Annotated in this window: 16 protein-coding genes; 12 read left to right on the forward strand and 4 right to left on the reverse strand. The window is 69.7% G+C overall.

What is annotated here, in order from left to right:
* Nucleotides 1–255 precede the first annotated feature (255 nt).
* Complete coding sequence (locus ABH933_RS33865) at nt 256–2,220, reverse strand: heavy metal translocating P-type ATPase (RefSeq protein ID WP_429423792.1); 1,965 nt, start codon at nt 2,218–2,220, stop codon at nt 256–258.
* Nucleotides 2,221–2,318: 98 nt separating this feature from the next.
* On the opposite strand from ABH933_RS33865, the gene ABH933_RS33870 reads away from it, so the two are divergent.
* The 7 genes from ABH933_RS33870 (at nt 2,319) to ABH933_RS33900 (ending at nt 9,202) form a co-directional block, all read left to right on the forward strand.
* Nucleotides 2,319–2,681: an ArsR/SmtB family transcription factor gene (locus tag ABH933_RS33870; protein ID WP_215916212.1), complete on the forward strand. Its 363-nt coding sequence runs from the start codon at nt 2,319–2,321 to the stop codon at nt 2,679–2,681.
* A 78-nt stretch (nt 2,682–2,759) separates the two neighbouring features.
* A complete protein-coding gene (locus ABH933_RS33875; RefSeq protein ID WP_429423793.1) occupies nt 2,760–3,314 on the forward strand; it encodes a Chromate resistance protein ChrB in 555 nt (184 codons plus the stop codon).
* Nucleotides 3,311–3,532, forward strand: coding sequence for a hypothetical protein (locus ABH933_RS33880; RefSeq protein WP_429423794.1), 222 nt, complete (start codon nt 3,311–3,313; stop codon nt 3,530–3,532). Before ABH933_RS33875 ends, ABH933_RS33880 begins: the two co-directional genes overlap by 4 nt.
* Complete coding sequence (locus ABH933_RS33885) at nt 3,526–4,737, forward strand: MFS transporter (RefSeq protein WP_429423795.1); 1,212 nt, start codon at nt 3,526–3,528, stop codon at nt 4,735–4,737. Before ABH933_RS33880 ends, ABH933_RS33885 begins: the two co-directional genes overlap by 7 nt.
* Nucleotides 4,738–5,322: 585 nt before the next feature.
* A complete protein-coding gene (locus tag ABH933_RS33890) occupies nt 5,323–6,171 on the forward strand; it encodes an LLM class flavin-dependent oxidoreductase (RefSeq protein ID WP_429423796.1) in 849 nt (282 codons plus the stop codon).
* 120 nt (nt 6,172–6,291) lie between these two features.
* The gene (locus tag ABH933_RS33895; RefSeq protein WP_429423797.1) at nt 6,292–8,415 is read left to right on the forward strand and encodes an ATP-binding cassette domain-containing protein; all 2,124 of its coding nucleotides are present in this window, start codon (nt 6,292–6,294) and stop codon (nt 8,413–8,415) included.
* A gap of 49 nt (nt 8,416–8,464) precedes the next feature.
* Nucleotides 8,465–9,202 carry an energy-coupling factor transporter transmembrane component T family protein gene (locus tag ABH933_RS33900; protein WP_429423798.1) on the forward strand — a complete coding sequence of 246 codons (738 nt, stop codon included), beginning with the start codon at nt 8,465–8,467 and terminating at the stop codon, nt 9,200–9,202.
* A gap of 210 nt (nt 9,203–9,412) precedes the next feature.
* Here the strand turns inward: ABH933_RS33900 and ABH933_RS33905 are convergent, their stop codons facing one another.
* From ABH933_RS33905 to ABH933_RS33915, 3 genes are all read right to left on the reverse strand, one after another.
* Entirely contained in the window at nt 9,413–10,246 is an 834-nt protein-coding gene (locus tag ABH933_RS33905; protein ID WP_429423799.1) for a LuxR C-terminal-related transcriptional regulator, read from the reverse strand.
* A gap of 55 nt (nt 10,247–10,301) precedes the next feature.
* Nucleotides 10,302–11,615, reverse strand: coding sequence for a preprotein translocase subunit SecY (gene secY / locus ABH933_RS33910; protein WP_429423800.1), 1,314 nt, complete (start codon nt 11,613–11,615; stop codon nt 10,302–10,304).
* A gap of 272 nt (nt 11,616–11,887) precedes the next feature.
* Nucleotides 11,888–12,301 carry a lytic transglycosylase domain-containing protein gene (locus ABH933_RS33915; RefSeq protein ID WP_429423801.1) on the reverse strand — a complete coding sequence of 138 codons (414 nt, stop codon included), beginning with the start codon at nt 12,299–12,301 and terminating at the stop codon, nt 11,888–11,890.
* A gap of 31 nt (nt 12,302–12,332) precedes the next feature.
* Between ABH933_RS33915 and ABH933_RS33920 the strand changes: the two genes are divergently transcribed.
* The 5 genes from ABH933_RS33920 (at nt 12,333) to ABH933_RS33940 (ending at nt 16,774) form a co-directional block, all read left to right on the forward strand.
* Nucleotides 12,333–12,587, forward strand: coding sequence for a hypothetical protein (locus ABH933_RS33920; protein WP_429423802.1), 255 nt, complete (start codon nt 12,333–12,335; stop codon nt 12,585–12,587).
* 233 nt (nt 12,588–12,820) lie between these two features.
* A complete protein-coding gene (locus ABH933_RS33925) occupies nt 12,821–13,756 on the forward strand; it encodes an ABC transporter ATP-binding protein (RefSeq protein WP_429423803.1) in 936 nt (311 codons plus the stop codon).
* On the forward strand, nt 13,753–14,598 hold the full coding sequence (locus ABH933_RS33930) for a hypothetical protein (protein ID WP_429423804.1): 846 nt from the start codon (nt 13,753–13,755) through the stop codon (nt 14,596–14,598). The genes ABH933_RS33925 and ABH933_RS33930 overlap by 4 nt, the downstream gene beginning before the upstream one ends.
* A gap of 179 nt (nt 14,599–14,777) precedes the next feature.
* Entirely contained in the window at nt 14,778–16,100 is a 1,323-nt protein-coding gene (locus tag ABH933_RS33935) for a sensor histidine kinase (RefSeq protein ID WP_429424043.1), read from the forward strand.
* Nucleotides 16,097–16,774 (forward strand): response regulator, encoded by a 678-nt coding sequence (locus tag ABH933_RS33940; protein ID WP_429423805.1) that lies wholly within the window; start codon nt 16,097–16,099, stop codon nt 16,772–16,774. Before ABH933_RS33935 ends, ABH933_RS33940 begins: the two co-directional genes overlap by 4 nt.
* The last annotated feature ends 69 nt before the right edge of the window (nt 16,775–16,843 follow it).

Genomic DNA, 16,843 nt, shown 5'->3' on the forward strand with positions numbered 1-16,843 from the left:
ATATTTTCGTCAACCCCCGCGTGACTCTCGGTAGGTACCCGGCCCGTGCGGGCCGGTTCGATCAGGGCGGATTCCGGAACGCGGGCAGCATCTAGGCCCATCACAGCCGGGCCGACGGCTACTCCCGCGCCTTGTCTCCGGAATCCACCAGGCGGCCTCCGCACGAAAAAGGTTGTGGGACTGCGTCGAAGAAGGTGGTTCGGGGTCACCGGGTGCGGGGTGGGGTGTTCGCGAGCCGCCGCGTGTGCCGGTTGGTCAACCGAGGCGAGCGGCGCAGCGCCAGGCGGCAGCGCGCAGCAGCCGCAGGCCGTTGAGGCCGACGATGACCGTGGAGCCTTCGTGTCCTGCCACGCCCAGCGGCAGTGGCAGTGTGCCTGCCAGGTCCCAGATCACGAGCACGCCGATAAAGGTCGCGGCGATGATCAGATTGGCGATGACCACGCGGCGGGCGCGGCGGGAGAGGTTGATGACGGTGGGGATGGCGGTGAGGTCGTCGCGGACCACGACCGCGTCGGCGGTCTGCAGGGTCAGGTCCGATCCGGCGCCGCCCATCGCGATCCCTGCGTGCGCGACGGCCAGGGCGGGAGCGTCGTTGATGCCGTCGCCGACCATCGCGATCTTGGCACCGTCGGCTTGCAGTTGCTGTACGGCGCCGACCTTGTCCTCGGGCAGCAGCCCGGCCCGCACATCGGTGATACCGACCTGTTCGGCCAGCCGGTGGGCGGTGGCGGGGTTGTCGCCGGTCAGTAGCACCGGCCCGGCGCTGGTGAGCGCGGCGGCGGCGGTCACCGCGGCGGCGGCCTCGCCGCGCAGTTGATCGCTGAGCGCCAGGACACCGACCGGACGCTGCTCGCAGGTGACGATCACCGCGGTATAGCCACGCGCCTCCAGCGCCTCCACCGCGGCGGACTCGGCGCTGCCGTCGGCGGCGGGCAGCAGCGTGGCGGGGGATCCCACACCGATGAAGCGGTCGCCGACCAGGGCGCTGACTCCGCGACCGGGTTGGGCGGTGAACTCCTCGACTGCGGGCAGATCCAGGCCGTGTGCGCGCGCGGCGCGCACGATCGCCGCGGCGAGGGGGTGTTCGCTGGGGTGTTCGGCCGCGGCGGCGTACCGCAGCAGTTCGTCGTCGTCGAATTGCGTGTCGAGAGTGCGGATTTCGGCGAGTTCGGGGGTGCCGCGGGTCAGGGTGCCGGTCTTGTCGAACGCAATACGGGTGGTGGCGCCGAGTTGTTCCATCACGACCGCGGATTTGACGAGCACGCCGTGGCGGCCCGCGTTCGCGATCGCCGCCAGCAGCGGTGGCATGGTCGCGAGGACTACCGCGCAGGGAGAGGCGACGATCATGAATGTCATCGCTCGCAGCAGAGCTCGCTGTAGCGGGTCGCCCAGCAGCAGCGGCACGAGGAACACGGCCAGGGTGACCGCCACCATGCCGACCGAGTAGCGCTGTTCGACCTTCTCGATGAACAGCTGGGTGCGGGCCTTGGTCCGGCTGGCCTGCTCGACCAGGGTGGCGATGCGGGCCACGACGGAGTCTTCGGCGCGGCGGTCCACCCGCAGACGCAGCGCGCCGGTGCCGTTGATCGTGCCCGCGAACACCTCGTCACCGCGGGCCTTGTCCACCGGCAGCGGTTCGCCGGTGATGGTGGCCTGGTCGACCTCGCTCCCGCCGCCGATCACGGTGGCGTCGGCGGGAATCCGTTCACCCGGGCGCACTACGAGTTCGTCACCGACCCCGAGGTCGGCCGCGGGCACCGTCGTCTCTTTTCCGACGGCGTCGATGCGGGTGGCGGTGTCCGGGGCCAGGTCCAGCAGCCCGCGCACCGAGTCCTCCGTACGGGCGGTCGCCAAGGCCTCCAGCGCGCCGGAGGTGGCAAAGATGACGATCAGCAGCGCACCGTCGGTGATCTGCCCGATCGACGCCGCACCGATCGCCGCGACGACCATCAGCAAATCCACGTCCAGGGTCTTCTCGCGCAGCGCTTGCAGCCCGGCCAGGCCGGGCTCCCAGCCGCCCGCGGCATAACAGGCCAGATACAACGCCCACCAGATCCCCTGCGGCACACCGGCGAGCTGTGCGGCCAGACCGACCGAGAACAAGACCAAAGCCATTACCGCCCAGCGAATCTCGGGCAGCGTAAACAGCCTCGTGCGGCGCGCAGGTACCCGGTCGGCAGCCGGGACCGAGCGATTGGGCGCGAGGGTCGGCGCGACCACGAGTCACCTCCACATGTGCATTTCGACGGACTCGACCCACCATAACAGAAGACATGAACATGTCTTCATGTGTCTGCTGGGGGGTAGGCTGCGCAGGTATGGGACACGGGATCGAGGGCCGCGACCGCCCCGCCGCGCGGCTGGATGCCGAATCCGCCGCCCACGTCGCGACCACTCTGCAGGCTCTGGCCACCCCGAGCAGGTTGCTGATCCTGACCGAGCTGCGCCACGGCCCGCGCCCGGTCACCGACCTGGCAGAAGCGGTCGGTATGGAGCAGTCCGCGGTCTCCCATCAGCTCCGGTTGCTGCGCAACCTGGGCCTGGTGACCGGCACCCGCGCCGGCCGCTCCATCGTCTACAGCCTGTACGACAACCACGTCGCTCAACTCCTGGACGAAGCGGTTTACCACAGCGAACACCTGCGCCTCGGGTTGTCCGACCGGCCCGAAACCGCAAGCTGAGCGCCGCTGCACGCCATCGCACCCAATATTGAACCGAACGCTACCTTCTCATAAGTAACTGCTGTTACATTTCAATCCGTGACAGACAATCGGGGCGCCGGTGTGCGCTGGCTGGTGCTGGTGGTGCGGGTGCCGACCGAACCGTCGCGGCATCGGGTTGCGGTGTGGCGCGAGCTGCGCCGGGTCGGTGCGCTGCAGATCGGGCAGGGCGTGTGGGTCGTGCCGGACGTGCCCGTGTTCGCCGAGGGCGTTACCAAAGTGATCGAGCTGGCGCGCCGCGGCGAGGGCGAGGTCCTGGTGCTCGATGCCGCCGGACGCGAGGAGCCCGACTCCGCCCGTCTCGAGGCGCTGTTCACCGCCGAGCGCAGCGAGGAATGGGCCGAATTCCTCTCCGACTGCGCGGGATTCGACGCCGAGATCGACAAGGAGATCGCGAAGGCGAAATTCACCATGGCCGAACTCGAGGAGGAAGAGCAGAGCCTGGAACGACTACGCCGCTGGCACCGCGACATCAAGGCCCGCGACGTGTTCGGCGCTCCCGCCGCCGCCGAGGCCGCCGGGCAGCTCGAGCACTGCACCGAGCGGCTGGCCGACTACACCGAGCGGGTCTTCGCGGCCCTGCACCAGATGTGACCACCACCGAGACCGGAAAGACCACAGTGAGCCCGGACACGCGAATCTTCCACGGCATCAACGACTTCGCCCGCGACACCCCCTGGCCGCATCCGATTGTGCCGGGGTACGCCAACTACGGAGTCGTGCTGTTCGCGGCGCTGCTGCCGGCCGGACGGTGGATCGCCCGCAGTGACCGCGATCCCGCGCGGATGGTAGCTGCGGTGAGCTCATGGTGAGCGCTACCCCCGATGAATCGACCGGCCCGCGCCGGCCACGACTGCTGCCGCTGTATGCGGCCGGATTCGTCACCGCGTTCGGTGCGCACAGCATTGCCGCGAGCCTGGCCGGTTTCACCGCGGCCGAACACGCGAGCCTGCTCGCACTGGGTGCGCTGCTGGCGGTCTACGACGGTGCGGAAGTGCTGCTCAAACCGGTCTTCGGAGCGCTCGCGGATCGCGTCGGCCCGCGCCGGGTACTGCTGGGCGGGCTGGTGGCGTTCGCGCTCGCGTCCGCGGCGTTCGTGGTGGCGGGCAATCCCGGACTGGTCGGGGTCGCGCGCTTCGCTCAGGGCGCGGCCGCGGCCGCGTTTTCCCCGGCGGCCTCGGCGTTGGTCGCCCGTCTCACACCCGCGACCGGGCACGGCCGGACGTTCGGAAGCTATGGCGCGTGGAAGGGCGCGGGCTACGCGCTGGGCCCTGTGCTCGGTGGATTGCTGGTCACCCTCGGCGGTTACCGACTGCTGTTCACCGCCCTGGCGGCACTCGCTGCGGCAGTTGCGGTGTGGGCCGCGCTGGCCGTGCCCGCCGTCGAGGTGTTGCCGAAAACCCGCCAGACCGTGCTGGATCTGGCCCGCCGGCTCACCGGCGGAGCATTCCTGCGTCCCACCGCGGCCCTGGCCGGAGCCACCGCCGCCCTCGCCACCGGGGTCGGCTTTCTGCCCGCGATCGGGGCCCGGCACGGACTGGGCCCCCTCGAGACCGGTGTCGTCGTCTCGCTGCTCGCCGCCACGGCGGCACTGGTCCAGCCGCGGGCGGGACGCGCCCGAGACGCCGGGCGTCTGCGCGACCGCACCGGCATGGCGGCCGGGTTGGGCTTGGCCGCGACAGGAATCGCGGTGGCCGCCCTCCTACCGGGAATCGCGGGCATCATGCTCGCTGCCGTGCTGATCGGAACGGGCACTGGGCTTATCACACCCCTCGGCTTCGCCCACCTGGCCGCGACCAGCCCACCCGAACGCCTGGGCCAAACCATGGGTGCCGCCGAACTCGGACGCGAACTCGGCGACGCGGGCGGGCCGCTGCTCGTCGGCGCCGTCGCCGCCGCGGCCACCATGAATACGGGACTACTGACCCTCACAACCATGCTGGGGGTACTCGCCGTCCTCGTCGCCTGCCGCAGCGCCCCCCGGCAAGCAGACCACCGGACCCGATCCGCCGGCTAAGTTCCGCGCGACCGGAAACGGCTTTCGGACAGGTGAATCCGTCCAGATCATCGACTCTGGTCTTGCCCGGCCACCCGTGGATGTAATCGCGGCTCTGGCTGTTTCCGAGAGCGCCGCCGTCATCCGCCGAACGCCGAGGCTGGCTGCTACCGTAAGTAGCCATGGGAGATGACGGGGGTAATTCTGCAGCGGGGCAATCGATCTCGGTGGTTCCCGATGATGTAGCCGCGGTGGGGCGTTACATCTATGGCGCTGCGGAGAATCTGCGTTCTGCGCTCGACGATTAGCGGTTATCGAGTTGCGCGGCACAGCCTTTCGAGGGCTCGGGTGATCGGGCCTTCGACCTGAACGAGGCAGTGGGCGGATCGTGCGCCGGCCGAGGGACTGGGGCCCGGCCGGGGAGGCGCGCGCCGATAGCAGTGGGGCCGAGGCGAGTTGCGAGCTGGGTCGCGGACGTCGTACCGTGACCGCAACCCGATAGGTGCTCTCCAGGAAAGACAGTCGCAGAGTGGGAGACCCGCCTCATCTGAGGAGGCGTGGGGTGGGCGACGTGATGACGCACGCCCAACTTCTACGGAGGATTTCATGCATATCGGTCTCGGCCTGCCCATTGCCGATCCCAGTGCGCTGCCCGAATGGGCTCGCCGCGCCGAAGCCACCGGGTTCTCGACGCTCGGCCTGCTCGACCGCCTTGTTTACGACAATCCGGAACCGCTGGTCACGCTGGCGATGCTCGCCGGCGCCACCAGCCGGATCCGGATACAGACCGAGGTGTTGATCGCACCGCTGCGCGATCCTGCGCTGCTGGCCAAGCAGGCCGCCACGCTGGATCTGATGTCCGGCGGCCGTTTTGTGCTCGGCCTCGGTGTCGGCGGTCGCGAGGACGACCACGAGGCCAGCGGTACCGATATGCACGAGCGCGGCCGCCGCCTGGATCAGCAGCTCAGTGTGATGCAACGCCTGTGGTCCGGTGAGCGGTTCAGCGATAGTTGCGGTCCCATCGGTCCCGCACCCCGCACGTCCGGCGGTCCCGAGCTGCTGTTCGGCGGCTTCCGGCCCGCCGCCATCGACCGCGTCGGCCGCTGGGGTGGTGGGCTGCTGGCGGCCGCCGCGCCGTCCTGGGCCGGCAACCTCATCGATCTGGCCCGCAAGTCCTGGTGCGAGCACGGCCGGTCCGGATCGCCGCGAATCGTTGCCCAGCTGAACACGGTCGTGGGCCCGCAGCCACTGATCGAACGGGCCCGCCGCGCCATCCTGGACTATTACGAGTTCAGCGGCCGCGCCGATTACATGGCCGACGGCATGCTCACCACAACGGACCAGATCCGTTCCGCTATCCGGCAATTCGAGGATCTCGGCGCCGATGAGGTCATGCTCTACTGCTACGGCACAGATCCTGATCAGGTCGACCGCCTGGCCGAGATCGTGCTGTGACGCCAGACGCCGTGCCTGCCGCACAGCCGTCGTCCCTGCAGCCCTACTAGGCCCACAGCCAATCCGCCCCCGCGCACTCGCCCCGAACCCGACTCGAGTGGAACTGGCAGACTTGAACGCGTGACCGCTCTACCAGCAGACAGCGACCGCCCGCGCATCGGCGAAGGTCCGTTGCGGCCGATCGAGCTTGCGACCGGGGCGGTGCTGGCCGGGGTGACGGTCGGGTTGGTGGTGGTCGGGACAGTGGTTCCGATCGCCGCGGCGCTGAATCTGATCGCGGCCGTGCCGCTGGGGTTGCTCGCGCATCGGTACCGGCTGCGGACGCTGTTCACCGCGACCGTGGCGGCCAGCCTGGTCACCTTCGTCGTCGCCGGGCTGCTACCCGCCTTCACGACGGTGTCCATGGCTACGATCGGCGGCATCGTCGGGATCGTCAAGCGGCGGCGCGGCGGACTTCCGGCGGTGGTGGGGCTGTCCGTGCTGGCCGGGCTGGCGTGGTCGGTGATATCGGTGGGGTTCCTGCTGGTGTTCTCGAAGGCACGGGAACTGCTGTTCCGGACCATCCGCAATACCTCCGAGGGCGTGCAGAAGATCATCGATCGCCAGCCGAAACTGCACGGGGTGAGCCACACCATCGGGACGATCACCGATCTGGTCCTGCACTGGTGGTGGGTCTACATCGCGGCCGGTGTGGCCGTCGGAGTCATCGCGACGGCGGTGTTCTCGTGGTTCGCGCTCGGCTCGGTCCTGGACCGGCTGACCTGGCTGCCCGGCCGCGATCAGCTGGCCGCCCCGCCGGACCCGCGGCCCGTCGAGCCGCTGCCGGTCACGCTGCACCGGGCCTCGTTCCGCTATCCGGGGGCGCGCGCCGAGGCCCTGCGCGAGATCGATCTCACCATCCGAGTCGGCGAATTCGTGGCGGTGGTCGGGCACAACGGCTCAGGCAAATCCACGCTGACCAGGCTGCTTGCCGGGCGCCCGCCCACGGGCGGCACGGTGGAGCGGCCCGGTTCGGCCGGACTGGGCATGCTCGGCGGCACCGCGCTGGTGCTGCAGCGGCCCGAGAGCCAGACCCTCGGCGTGCAGGTCGCGGACGACGTGGTGTGGGGCCTGCCGCCGGAGCTCGCCGACCGGGTCGACATCGAATCGATGCTGGGCGAGGTCGGGCTCGCCGGCATGGGCAAGACCGAGACCGCGACGCTGTCGGGTGGCCAGCAGCAGCGTCTGGCCGTGGCCGCGGCGCTGGCCCGGCGGCCCGCACTGCTCATCGCCGACGAGGCGACCTCGATGATCGACCCCGACGGCCGCCGGGAACTGGTCGCGCTGCTGTCCGAACTGCCCAGGCGGCACCCGATGGCGGTGGTCCTGGTCACCCATCACGAGGCCGACGCGGCCGCGGCGGACCGGGTGATCCATCTGTCCGGCGGACGGCAGGTGGACCGGCTGCCCGCCTGGCCGCGGCCGGCACGCGACGAGCGCAGCCGCCCGATGGGCGATCCGCTGCTGGAGCTGACCGGCGTCCGGCACACCTACAACCGCGGAACCCCCTGGGCCGCAACGGCCCTACACAGCGTCGACCTGACCGTCCGGCGCGGCGAGGCGCTGCTGATCGTGGGCGGCAACGGATCCGGCAAGTCGACGCTGGCCTGGATCATGGCCGGACTCGTCGACCCGACTGAGGGCCGTTGCGAGCTGCGCGATTACGCGGGCACGCGGCCTGTCGCCAAGCGGATCGGCGCGGTGGCGCTGGCCTTCCAGCATTCGCGCCTGCAGCTGCAGCGCCAGACCGTCGCCACGGAGATCGAGGACTGGGGCGGTCAGGGCACCGGATCGGCCGCGGTCGGAAAGGCGCTGGACGCGGTCGGATTGGACCGCACGGTGGCCTCCCGCTCGATCGAGGAACTGTCCGGTGGCCAGGCCAAGCGCGTGGTGCTCGCGGCGATCGTGGCGAGCCGCCCGCAGGTGGTGGTGCTCGACGAACCACTGGCCGGGCTGGATCCGGCGGGCCGCGCCGAGGTGGTGGAACTGCTTGCCCGGCTGCGGGATTCGGGGCTGACGCTGATCGTCATCTCGCACGATGTAGAGGACATGGCGGCGGTGTGCGACCGCACCGTGCATCTGGTCGCGGGCCGCATCCCGGAAACCGCGACGCAACCCGCCGCCGTGCACTCCCCGCGGCCCTCCGCCCCCACCCTTGCCCGGCTGGACCTACACCGGCCCGACGCGACCGGAGGTCACCAATGAGACACCGGACCGCAGAACGGATTTCGCACGGCACGACGGGAGCCGGACAATGACCATGGTGCTGTTGCGCGAGGTGCCGGTCCAGAGTCCGGTGCACCGGCTCTGGGCCGGGACGAAGGTGATCGCGGTCTTCCTGATCAACCTGGTCGTGATGCTGCTGCCGTCCTGGCCGGTGCTCGGCATGGTGGTGGCGTTCCTGATCGTCATCGGCCTGGTCGCGCGGCTGCCACTGGGCACACTGCCCCGGCTGCCCTGGCAGTTCTGGGCGCTGCTCGGCATCGGTGCGGTGCTCAACATTCCGGCCGGGGGCGGTGCGGTCCTGCAGTATGCGCTGACGATGACGTTCGGGCTGATCATGATCGTCACCTCGTTCCTGATCGCCTGGACCACGCCCATGGGCGAAATCGCGCCCGCCCTGGCGAAATTGGGTGCGCCGCTGCGTGTGCTGCGGGTGCCCGTCGACGAGTGGGCGGTGGTGGTCGCGCTGACGCTGCGCGGGCTGCCGCTGCTGATCGAGGAGATGCGCATCCTGCGGGCCGCACGCCGCCTGCGCCCCAAGGACAGCCTGGTCCAGCGGGCCACCGACAATCCGCTGGTCGACATCCTCACCGCGACGATGGCGGTATCCACCCGCCGCGCAGGGGAACTCGGCGAGGCGATCACCGCGCGCGGTGGCACCGGACAGCTCACCGCCTACCCGAGCAAGCCGGGGCGACGCGATGCGATCGCGCTGACCATCGTCGCCGCGATCTGCGTGGCCGCCATCGTCGTCACGTTCGTGCACTGATTCGCGGTACGAAACCCGCAGCGGCCGAACATATCCGCTGGACAGATCGCCCGACCGACCCCGCACACCGATAATTTTGCATCGTCGGCGCCCTGGTCGCCGCGGCCCGACCTTGGTCGTCGCGGGCATCGGACTCATCCAGGCATTGACGGCACCAGCACCACTATCTGGAATGACAAATAACGCAGCCGAATCCGCGCGGCACCCCGGCTAGCCCGGCAAGGTGTCCGGCGCCGGATGCGGGGAAACGATGCGGCGAGTGTGCGCGTACACCGCGGCGTGCACCCGATCGCGCACACCGAGTTTCGTGAGCAAATTGGAGACATGGCTCTTCACCGTCTGCTCGCCCACGCCGAGGGCTCGAGCAATCTCCGGGTTGGTGTACGCCCGCGCGATCAGCAGCAGCACCTGATGCTCACGGGCGGTCAGTGTTTCGATCTCCGGCGCGGCCGGAAACGGCTCGATTCCGTTGGTCAGTCGCGTGATCAGGCGGCGCGTCTGGTGCGGGTCGATCAGCGCGTTGCCACGGGCGGCGGTGCGGACGGCCTCGATCAGTTCCAGCGCGGGCAGCGATTTGGTGAGAAAGCCGCTCGCGCCGAGACGTAGTGCGCGGTATAGGTTCTCATCGCTGCCGGAGGTGGCCAGGGTCAGGATGCGGGTCGAATGGCCGAGGGTCGCAATCCTGTCGATCGCCGGATCGTCGAGTCCGGGCATGTCCAGATCCAGCAGGACGATATCGGGGCGCAGGCGCCGGATTTCCCCCGCTGCCGCCGCCCCGTCGCCGATCTCGGCGACACAGTGCATGTCCGGCTGGCCGTTGATCACCGCGTGCAGCCCGGTGCGGAACAGTACGTGCTCGCCGGTCAGCAGTATCGAGATCGCTGCATGCCGAGCGGCACCGACGTCGAGTTCGGCGGCTTCATTCGATGCCGAGATCGGCGATTCGGCGATCGCGCTGCCCGTTGCCAGCATCATGGCGCTGATCGCAAGCACGAGCGACGACACCAGCCGCAGGAGGGGGCGCGTCGATGACGTCGTGGTCATGTTCTCCGATCGTAGCGGGCCGGCATGTGCGCCGAAGCGAAGCCGGGAAGGCCTGTCAGCGAAGGAATCCGGTGTAGTTCTTGGTCATCACCCGACTCTCCAGCTGTTTCAGGGTGTCCAGGCCGACGGTCACCAGGATCAGTACCGAGGTGCCGCCGAACGCGAGACCCCGCGCCGCCCCGGCGGCGCCGAGCGGAACCAGCTTGGGCAGCACGGCAACGCAACCGAGATAGATCGAGCCCGGTAGCGTGATCCGGCTCAGCACGTGGCTCAGGTGGTCGGCGGTCGCCGGGCCGGGACGGTATCCCGGAAGGAAGCCGCCGAACTTCTTCATCTCCTCGGCTCGCTCGTGCGGATCGAAGGTGATCGCGACGTAGAAGTAGGCGAAGAACAGAATCAGCGCGAAATACGCCGCGACGTACAGCGGACTGTCCGGATTCGACAGATATTCCTGAATCAGCTTCTGCCACTCGGGCGGATGGCTCGAGCCCTGGAACGACTTCGCGATCAGTCCCGGCACGTAGAGCACCGAGGAGGCGGAGACGACCGGGATGACGCCCGCCTGGTTGACCTTCAACGGTAGATACGTCGACGAACCTCCGTACATCCGGCGGCCGACCATGCGCTTGGCGTACTGCACCGGAATTCGGCGCTGGCCCTGCTCGACGAAGATCACCGCGACCATCGTCAGGAATACCGCGACGCAGGCCCCAGCGAAAACGATCCCGCCCCGAGCGTCCAGAATCGCCCTGCCCTGGCTCGGGAGTTGCGCCGCGATGCCGGCGAAGATCAGCAGCGACATGCCGTTGCCGATGCCGCGCTCGCTGATCAGTTCACCGAACCACATCACCAGCGCCGCCCCCGCGGTCATCACCAGCACGATGCTGATCATCCCCGGCAGCGAGGAATCGGCCAGCACATGCGTGCGGCAGCCGCGCAACAGCAGCCCGCGCGCGGCGAGCGCCACCACGGTCGAGGCCTGCAGCACCGCCAGCGCGATCGCCAGGTAGCGGGTGTACTGCGCGATCCTGGCTTGGCCGGACTCGCCCTCGCGGCGCAACGCCTCGAACCGCGGGATCACGACGGTCAGCAGCTGAGTGATGATGCTCGCGGTGATGTACGGCCCGACGCCGATCGCGAAGACCGACAGCTGCAGCAGTGCGCCGCCGGACACGAGACTGATGAGCTGATAGATGCCGCCGGCACTACCGCCGGAGGCGGCGCCGATGCAGTCGCGCACCGCCGCGTAGTCCACACCCGGCGACGGCAGTGTCGCGCCGAGACGGAACAGCGCGAGCAGGCTCAGCGTGAACAGAATCCTGCGCCGGACATCCGGCGTCCGGAGCCCAGTCGCGAGTGCGGACAGCACCGGTCCTCCCGTCGAATATGATTGCAGGACAGCAGAATTCACCCCACGACAACGGGAAGATGAACCTGTCGAACGCATTCGACGGTACGGAAATCCATACCCGTACACGTCGGCCGGAAGTCGCAATTCCGCTTCCCCCGATCGGGGGAAGTCCGGGCGAATCGACACGGCCGTCATCGACGGGTGTGCACATGACAAACGGCCCGAGATGGTTTCGGGCCGTTGATCTTCGGTCTATCGGTTCGACCGCGAAGGGCCGGATCCGGGCGGGGCTATTGGTAGCTGCGGGCCCAGCCGTTGACCTGGTTGACGTAATCCATGGAGTGGTTGTAGCGCAGGATCGCTCGGGTGCGCTGCGCCGGGTCCTGCATGTTGAGACCGCCGGAGCAGAGGTAGTTTCCGGCGGTGTAGGCTGCGTCGAACAGATTCTGCGGGTTGCTGCCCGGCCGGGCGTAGTGCGCCCACGTCGCGGGCATGAACTGCATGGGACCCTCGGCACGGAGATACTTGCCGCTCGCGGCGCGGTCGATCTCGTTGCCGGGCAACGTACCGTCCAGGGCCGGACCGTAGATCGCGCGCCGGGTAGTGCCGAACATGTCGACGTCCCCGTTGTCGGCGTGATGGGACTCGACCCGTCCGATACCGGCGAGCAGCTGCCAGGGCATATGGCACTGCGGTTGGTCCATGGAGAGTTCGAACGCGGCGACCTTGTATGCGGTGGCGGCGATCCCCGGGATGTTCGCGTTGCTCGACCCGCTCGACGATCCGGAATCGGCAGAACCGGAACTCGATCCGGAGTCGGCGGAACCGGAGCTCGATCCGGTGGGTAGCGCCACCATGCGGACCTCTGGCGCGGTCGTGGCGGCCGAAGCCTGTGTGGCAAGGGCGGTTACGGACACCACCCCGGGAACCAGTCCGGACAATGCGATCACTGACTTACGCCGGATCGTTGACTCCGACTTCATCCGGTGACGTCCCACTCGGTGCTACCTCCGTGACATGCGCACGCCTCATACGAGCGGATGCCACTGTACCGACAACGGCCGCGCAATGTGCATCAAACCCTGAGTCGAGGTCGTACCGCGGTACCACCACGCGCCCCGGAATTCCTTCCGCGGTACCACGAATCGCCTCGCCCGCGCTCCTACCGTCGGATGCAGAGGCGAGCCCGGATCGGCCGGACCGCGTGACCGCAGGGACGAGTGATGATCGAGGCACATCGGCTGACCAAGCGATATGGGGACAGGACCGCGGTGGACCGGCTGGACTTCACCGTCCGGCCCGGAATCGTGACCGGATTCCTCGGGCCGAACGGGGCGGGGAAATCGACCACGATGCGGATGATCGTGGGCCTGGACGCGCCGAGCGACGGCTCGGTCACGGTGAACGGCCGCCGGTACGCCGAGCATGCCGCACCGCTGCAGGAGGTCGGCGCGCTGCTGGAGGCCCGGTCGATCCACCCCGGCCGGTCGGCCTTCAATCATCTACTGGCACAGGCGCAGACGCACGGGATCCCGCGCCGCCGGGTGGACGAGGTGATCGAGCTGACCGGGCTGAGCGCCGTGGCGGGCAAACGGGCCGGAGGCTTCTCGCTGGGCATGGGACAGCGGCTCGGCATCGCCGCCGCGCTGCTCGGCGATCCGGCCACCGTCATGCTCGACGAGCCGGTGAACGGCCTGGATCCCGAGGGCGTGCTGTGGATCCGCAACCTGCTCACCACGCTGGCCGCCGAGGGCCGCACGGTCTTCGTCTCCTCGCATCTGATGAGCGAAATGGCCTTGGTCGCAGAGCATCTCATCATCGTCGGCCGCGGCCGGCTGCTGGCCGACACCACCGTGGCCGACCTGGTCCGCGAGGCCGGTGGCAATGCTGTCACCGTCGCCAGCGCGGATCCGGTGCGGCTGCGGGAGGTGCTGGCCGGGCCCGGCGTGGAGATCACCGGACGCTCCGGCTCCGAGACCCTGCAGGTGAGCGGATTGTCCGCGCGCGCAATCGGATCTACGGCCGCAGCGCACGGCATCGCACTCTACGAACTGACCGCACGGACCGTCTCGCTCGAGCAGGCCTTCATGGACCTGACCCGGGATTCGGTCGAGTACCACGGCAACACCGGAATCGACACCCTCGGGAGGGCGGCATGACTACCACCATCGCGACACCATCCACACCCGCCCCGGCGCGGTCCGCCCGGCCCGTCTACCGGGTGACCGGACCGCGCGTACTGCGCTCGGAGTGGACGAAAATGTGGTCGCTGCGCTCGACCTGGATCACGCTCGGCCTCGGGCTGGTGTTCCTGGTGGGCTTCGGCGTCATCGCGGCGATCCAATACAAGTCGAAGGTGCACTCCGGGCAGAGCCTGGACGCGCAGTGGATCGGATCCACCGTGCTGAGCCTGTCGCTGTTCGGGATCAACTTCGCCGAACTCGCGCTGGGGGTGCTCGGGGTGCTGATCGTGGCGGGCGAGTATTCGACCGGCATGATCCGCTCGACGCTGGCCGCGGTTCCGCGCCGGCTGCCCGTGCTGTGGTCCAAGGCGGCCGTCTACGGCGTGGTCGCGCTGGTCGCCGGCACGGCCGGTGCCTTCGCCACCTACCTGATCGACCACTACCTCCTCGCCGGAACCCCTGCGGCGCAGTCCATTACGGAGTCGGGGGTGCTGCGCAGCCTCTTCGGAGCGGGGCTGTACCTGGCGCTGGTCGGCGTCATCGGCGCCGCCCTGGGCGTGCTGATGCGGTCGGTGGCGGGCAGCGTCGCGGTGCTGATCGGCGCGCTGCTGCTGGTTCCCACCCTGGTCTCGCTGCTGCCGCACAGCTGGCAGAACCACGTCTCCGAATTCCTGCCCAGCAATGCCGGACAGGCGATGTTCGCCCTGCACCACGACGCGAACGCGCTGTCTCCGATGGCCGGACTGTTCGTCTTCCTCGGCTGGACGGCGCTGGCGCTGGGCGGGGCGGCCTACCGCCTGGCACGCACGGACGCCTGAGCCTGCTTGTACCGACGCATGAGGCGACACTCGCATTCGCGGCACCGGGCCTTGCCCGATGCCGCGAATGACGGTGTCGGGTTGTTACCGGCGCGGCCTGCGGGTGGGTGGCCGGGCGCCGGCGGCGCGGGCAGTTTCTACTACGCACAGTTCTCCTAGACGATGGACGGGTGACACCGATGGGCACCGACGCCGAGGCCGGGCTTGCCGCCTGGCCGATCCCGGGATTCGCCGCGCCGGTCATCGCGCGGCTCGCCCGGCTGCGGCAGCGGCTGGGGCGGTTGGACCGGGCGCACCCGTGGATTTTCGACGCCGCGTTCACCGCGGTGGTCTTCCTGATCTTCGGCGGGCCGGATTTCGGAGGGCCCGCGCACTCCGGCGGACCGCACGACCCGCAGATCGTGCTCACCCAGCTGTCCGCACCCGTCACCCTCGCGCTGCAGGCCGGACTGCTGCTGCCGCTGCTGTGGCGGCGTCGCGCGCCGTCGGCGGCCTTCGGGGTGATCGCGGCGGTTTTCCTGCTGCAGTGGTCGCTGGGTGCGGGCCTGCGCGCGGATGTCGCGCTGCTGATCGCGCTGTACAGCGTGGCCCTGCGGGCCCGCCCGGCTCACCTGCCGTGGGTCTGTGCCGTGGCCGCCGCGGTGCTGGTGCCCGTCGCGCTCCGGGTCGCGACCGGCGCCGTGCTCCGGTTGGAGGTGCTGTTCTTCCTGCTCAGCACCGTGACCGCGGCCGTCGCCCTGGGGTTGACGGTGCGGTCGCGCCGGGCGCAGCTCGCCGCCCTGCGCGAGCGCGCGGCCCGGCTGGAAATCGAGCGCGACCAGCGCAGCCGGCTGGCCACCGCCACCGAACGCACCCGGGTGGCCCGGGAAATGCACGACATCATCGGCCACAACCTGTCGGTCATCATCACCGTGGCGGACGGTGGGGCGTATGCCGCGCAGTCCGATCCCGCGCGGGGCCGGGAGGCGCTGCTACTGATCGGTGACGCCGGACGGCAGGCGCTGGGCGAACTGCGACGCATGCTCGGGGTCCTGCGCGAACGCGGCCCCGAGCAGGACAGCGCGCCCGAACTCGAGCCGCAGCCCGGCATCGCCGACCTCGCGGCGCTGTACGCCCGGGTGCGGGCGGCGGGGACGGAGGTCGTCTACCAGAGCATCGGCGAGCTGGACGGGCTCGATCGCGGCGTGCAGCTGATGGCCTACCGCATCGTGCAGGAGGCGCTGACGAACACCCTCAAGCACGTCGGCCCCGGCAGCCGGGCCGACGTCACGGTCGGCACGGACGGCGACCGGCTGCGCATCCGCGTCCACGACACCGGGCCGCGCGACGGCCGCACCCGGCCCGGCTCCCCCGGGGAGGGCCACGGACTCGCCGGAATGCGCGAGCGCGCCGCGCTGTACGACGGGACCGTGACCGCGGGCCCCGCGGCCGGCGGCGGCTGGACCGTGGAGGCCGTCCTGGACCTCGACCCACACCCGAATTCCGCAGGGGGACAACAGTGATCACCGTCCTGATCGTCGACGACCAGCCGCTGCAGCGCTACGGCCTGCGCATGCTGCTCGACGCCGCGTCCGAGACCGAGGTGGTCGGCGAGGCCGCCAACGGCTCCGAGGCCGTGCGCGCCGCCGCCGAGTTCCGGCCCGACGTCGTGCTGATGGACATCCGCATGCCCGGCATGGACGGCATCGAGGCCACCCGGCGCATCGTCGCCGCCGGGGGTCGCTCCCGCATCCTCGTCATGACCACCTTCGACCTCGACGAATACGCGCACGCAGCGCTGCGCGCCGGGGCCAGCGGGTTCCTGCTCAAGGATGCGCATCCCGAGGAACTCCTGGCCGGGATCCGCGCGGTCGCGGGCGGTGACGCGGTCATCGCCCCCAGGCTCACCCGGCGCCTGCTCGACGCCTATGCCCAGCAGCTGCCCGCGGAACCGGCCGCACCGCCGGGCGGCAACGATCCGCGCTGGCTGGCACTCACCGATCGGGAACGGGAAATCCTGGTCGCCATCGGCCAGGGCTGGACGAACGGCGAGATCGCCGAGCGCCTGGTGCTTTCCGAATCCACCGTCAAGACCCACGTCGGCCGCGTCCTGGCCAAGGTCGGGGCTCGCGACCGCATCCAGGCGGTGATCCTGGCCTACGACCTGGGGCTGACCCGGCCCAATTCGCCGAGCTGATGGGTGGCTGCCGCGCGTTCGCGGCAGCCCGCGCTGCACGACGCTCCGCCCGGCTTGTCCTACCCGGGG

It is taken from the genome of Nocardia sp. GP40 (assembly GCF_050434125.1).
GTDB lineage: Bacteria > Actinomycetota > Actinomycetes > Mycobacteriales > Mycobacteriaceae > Nocardia > Nocardia albiluteola.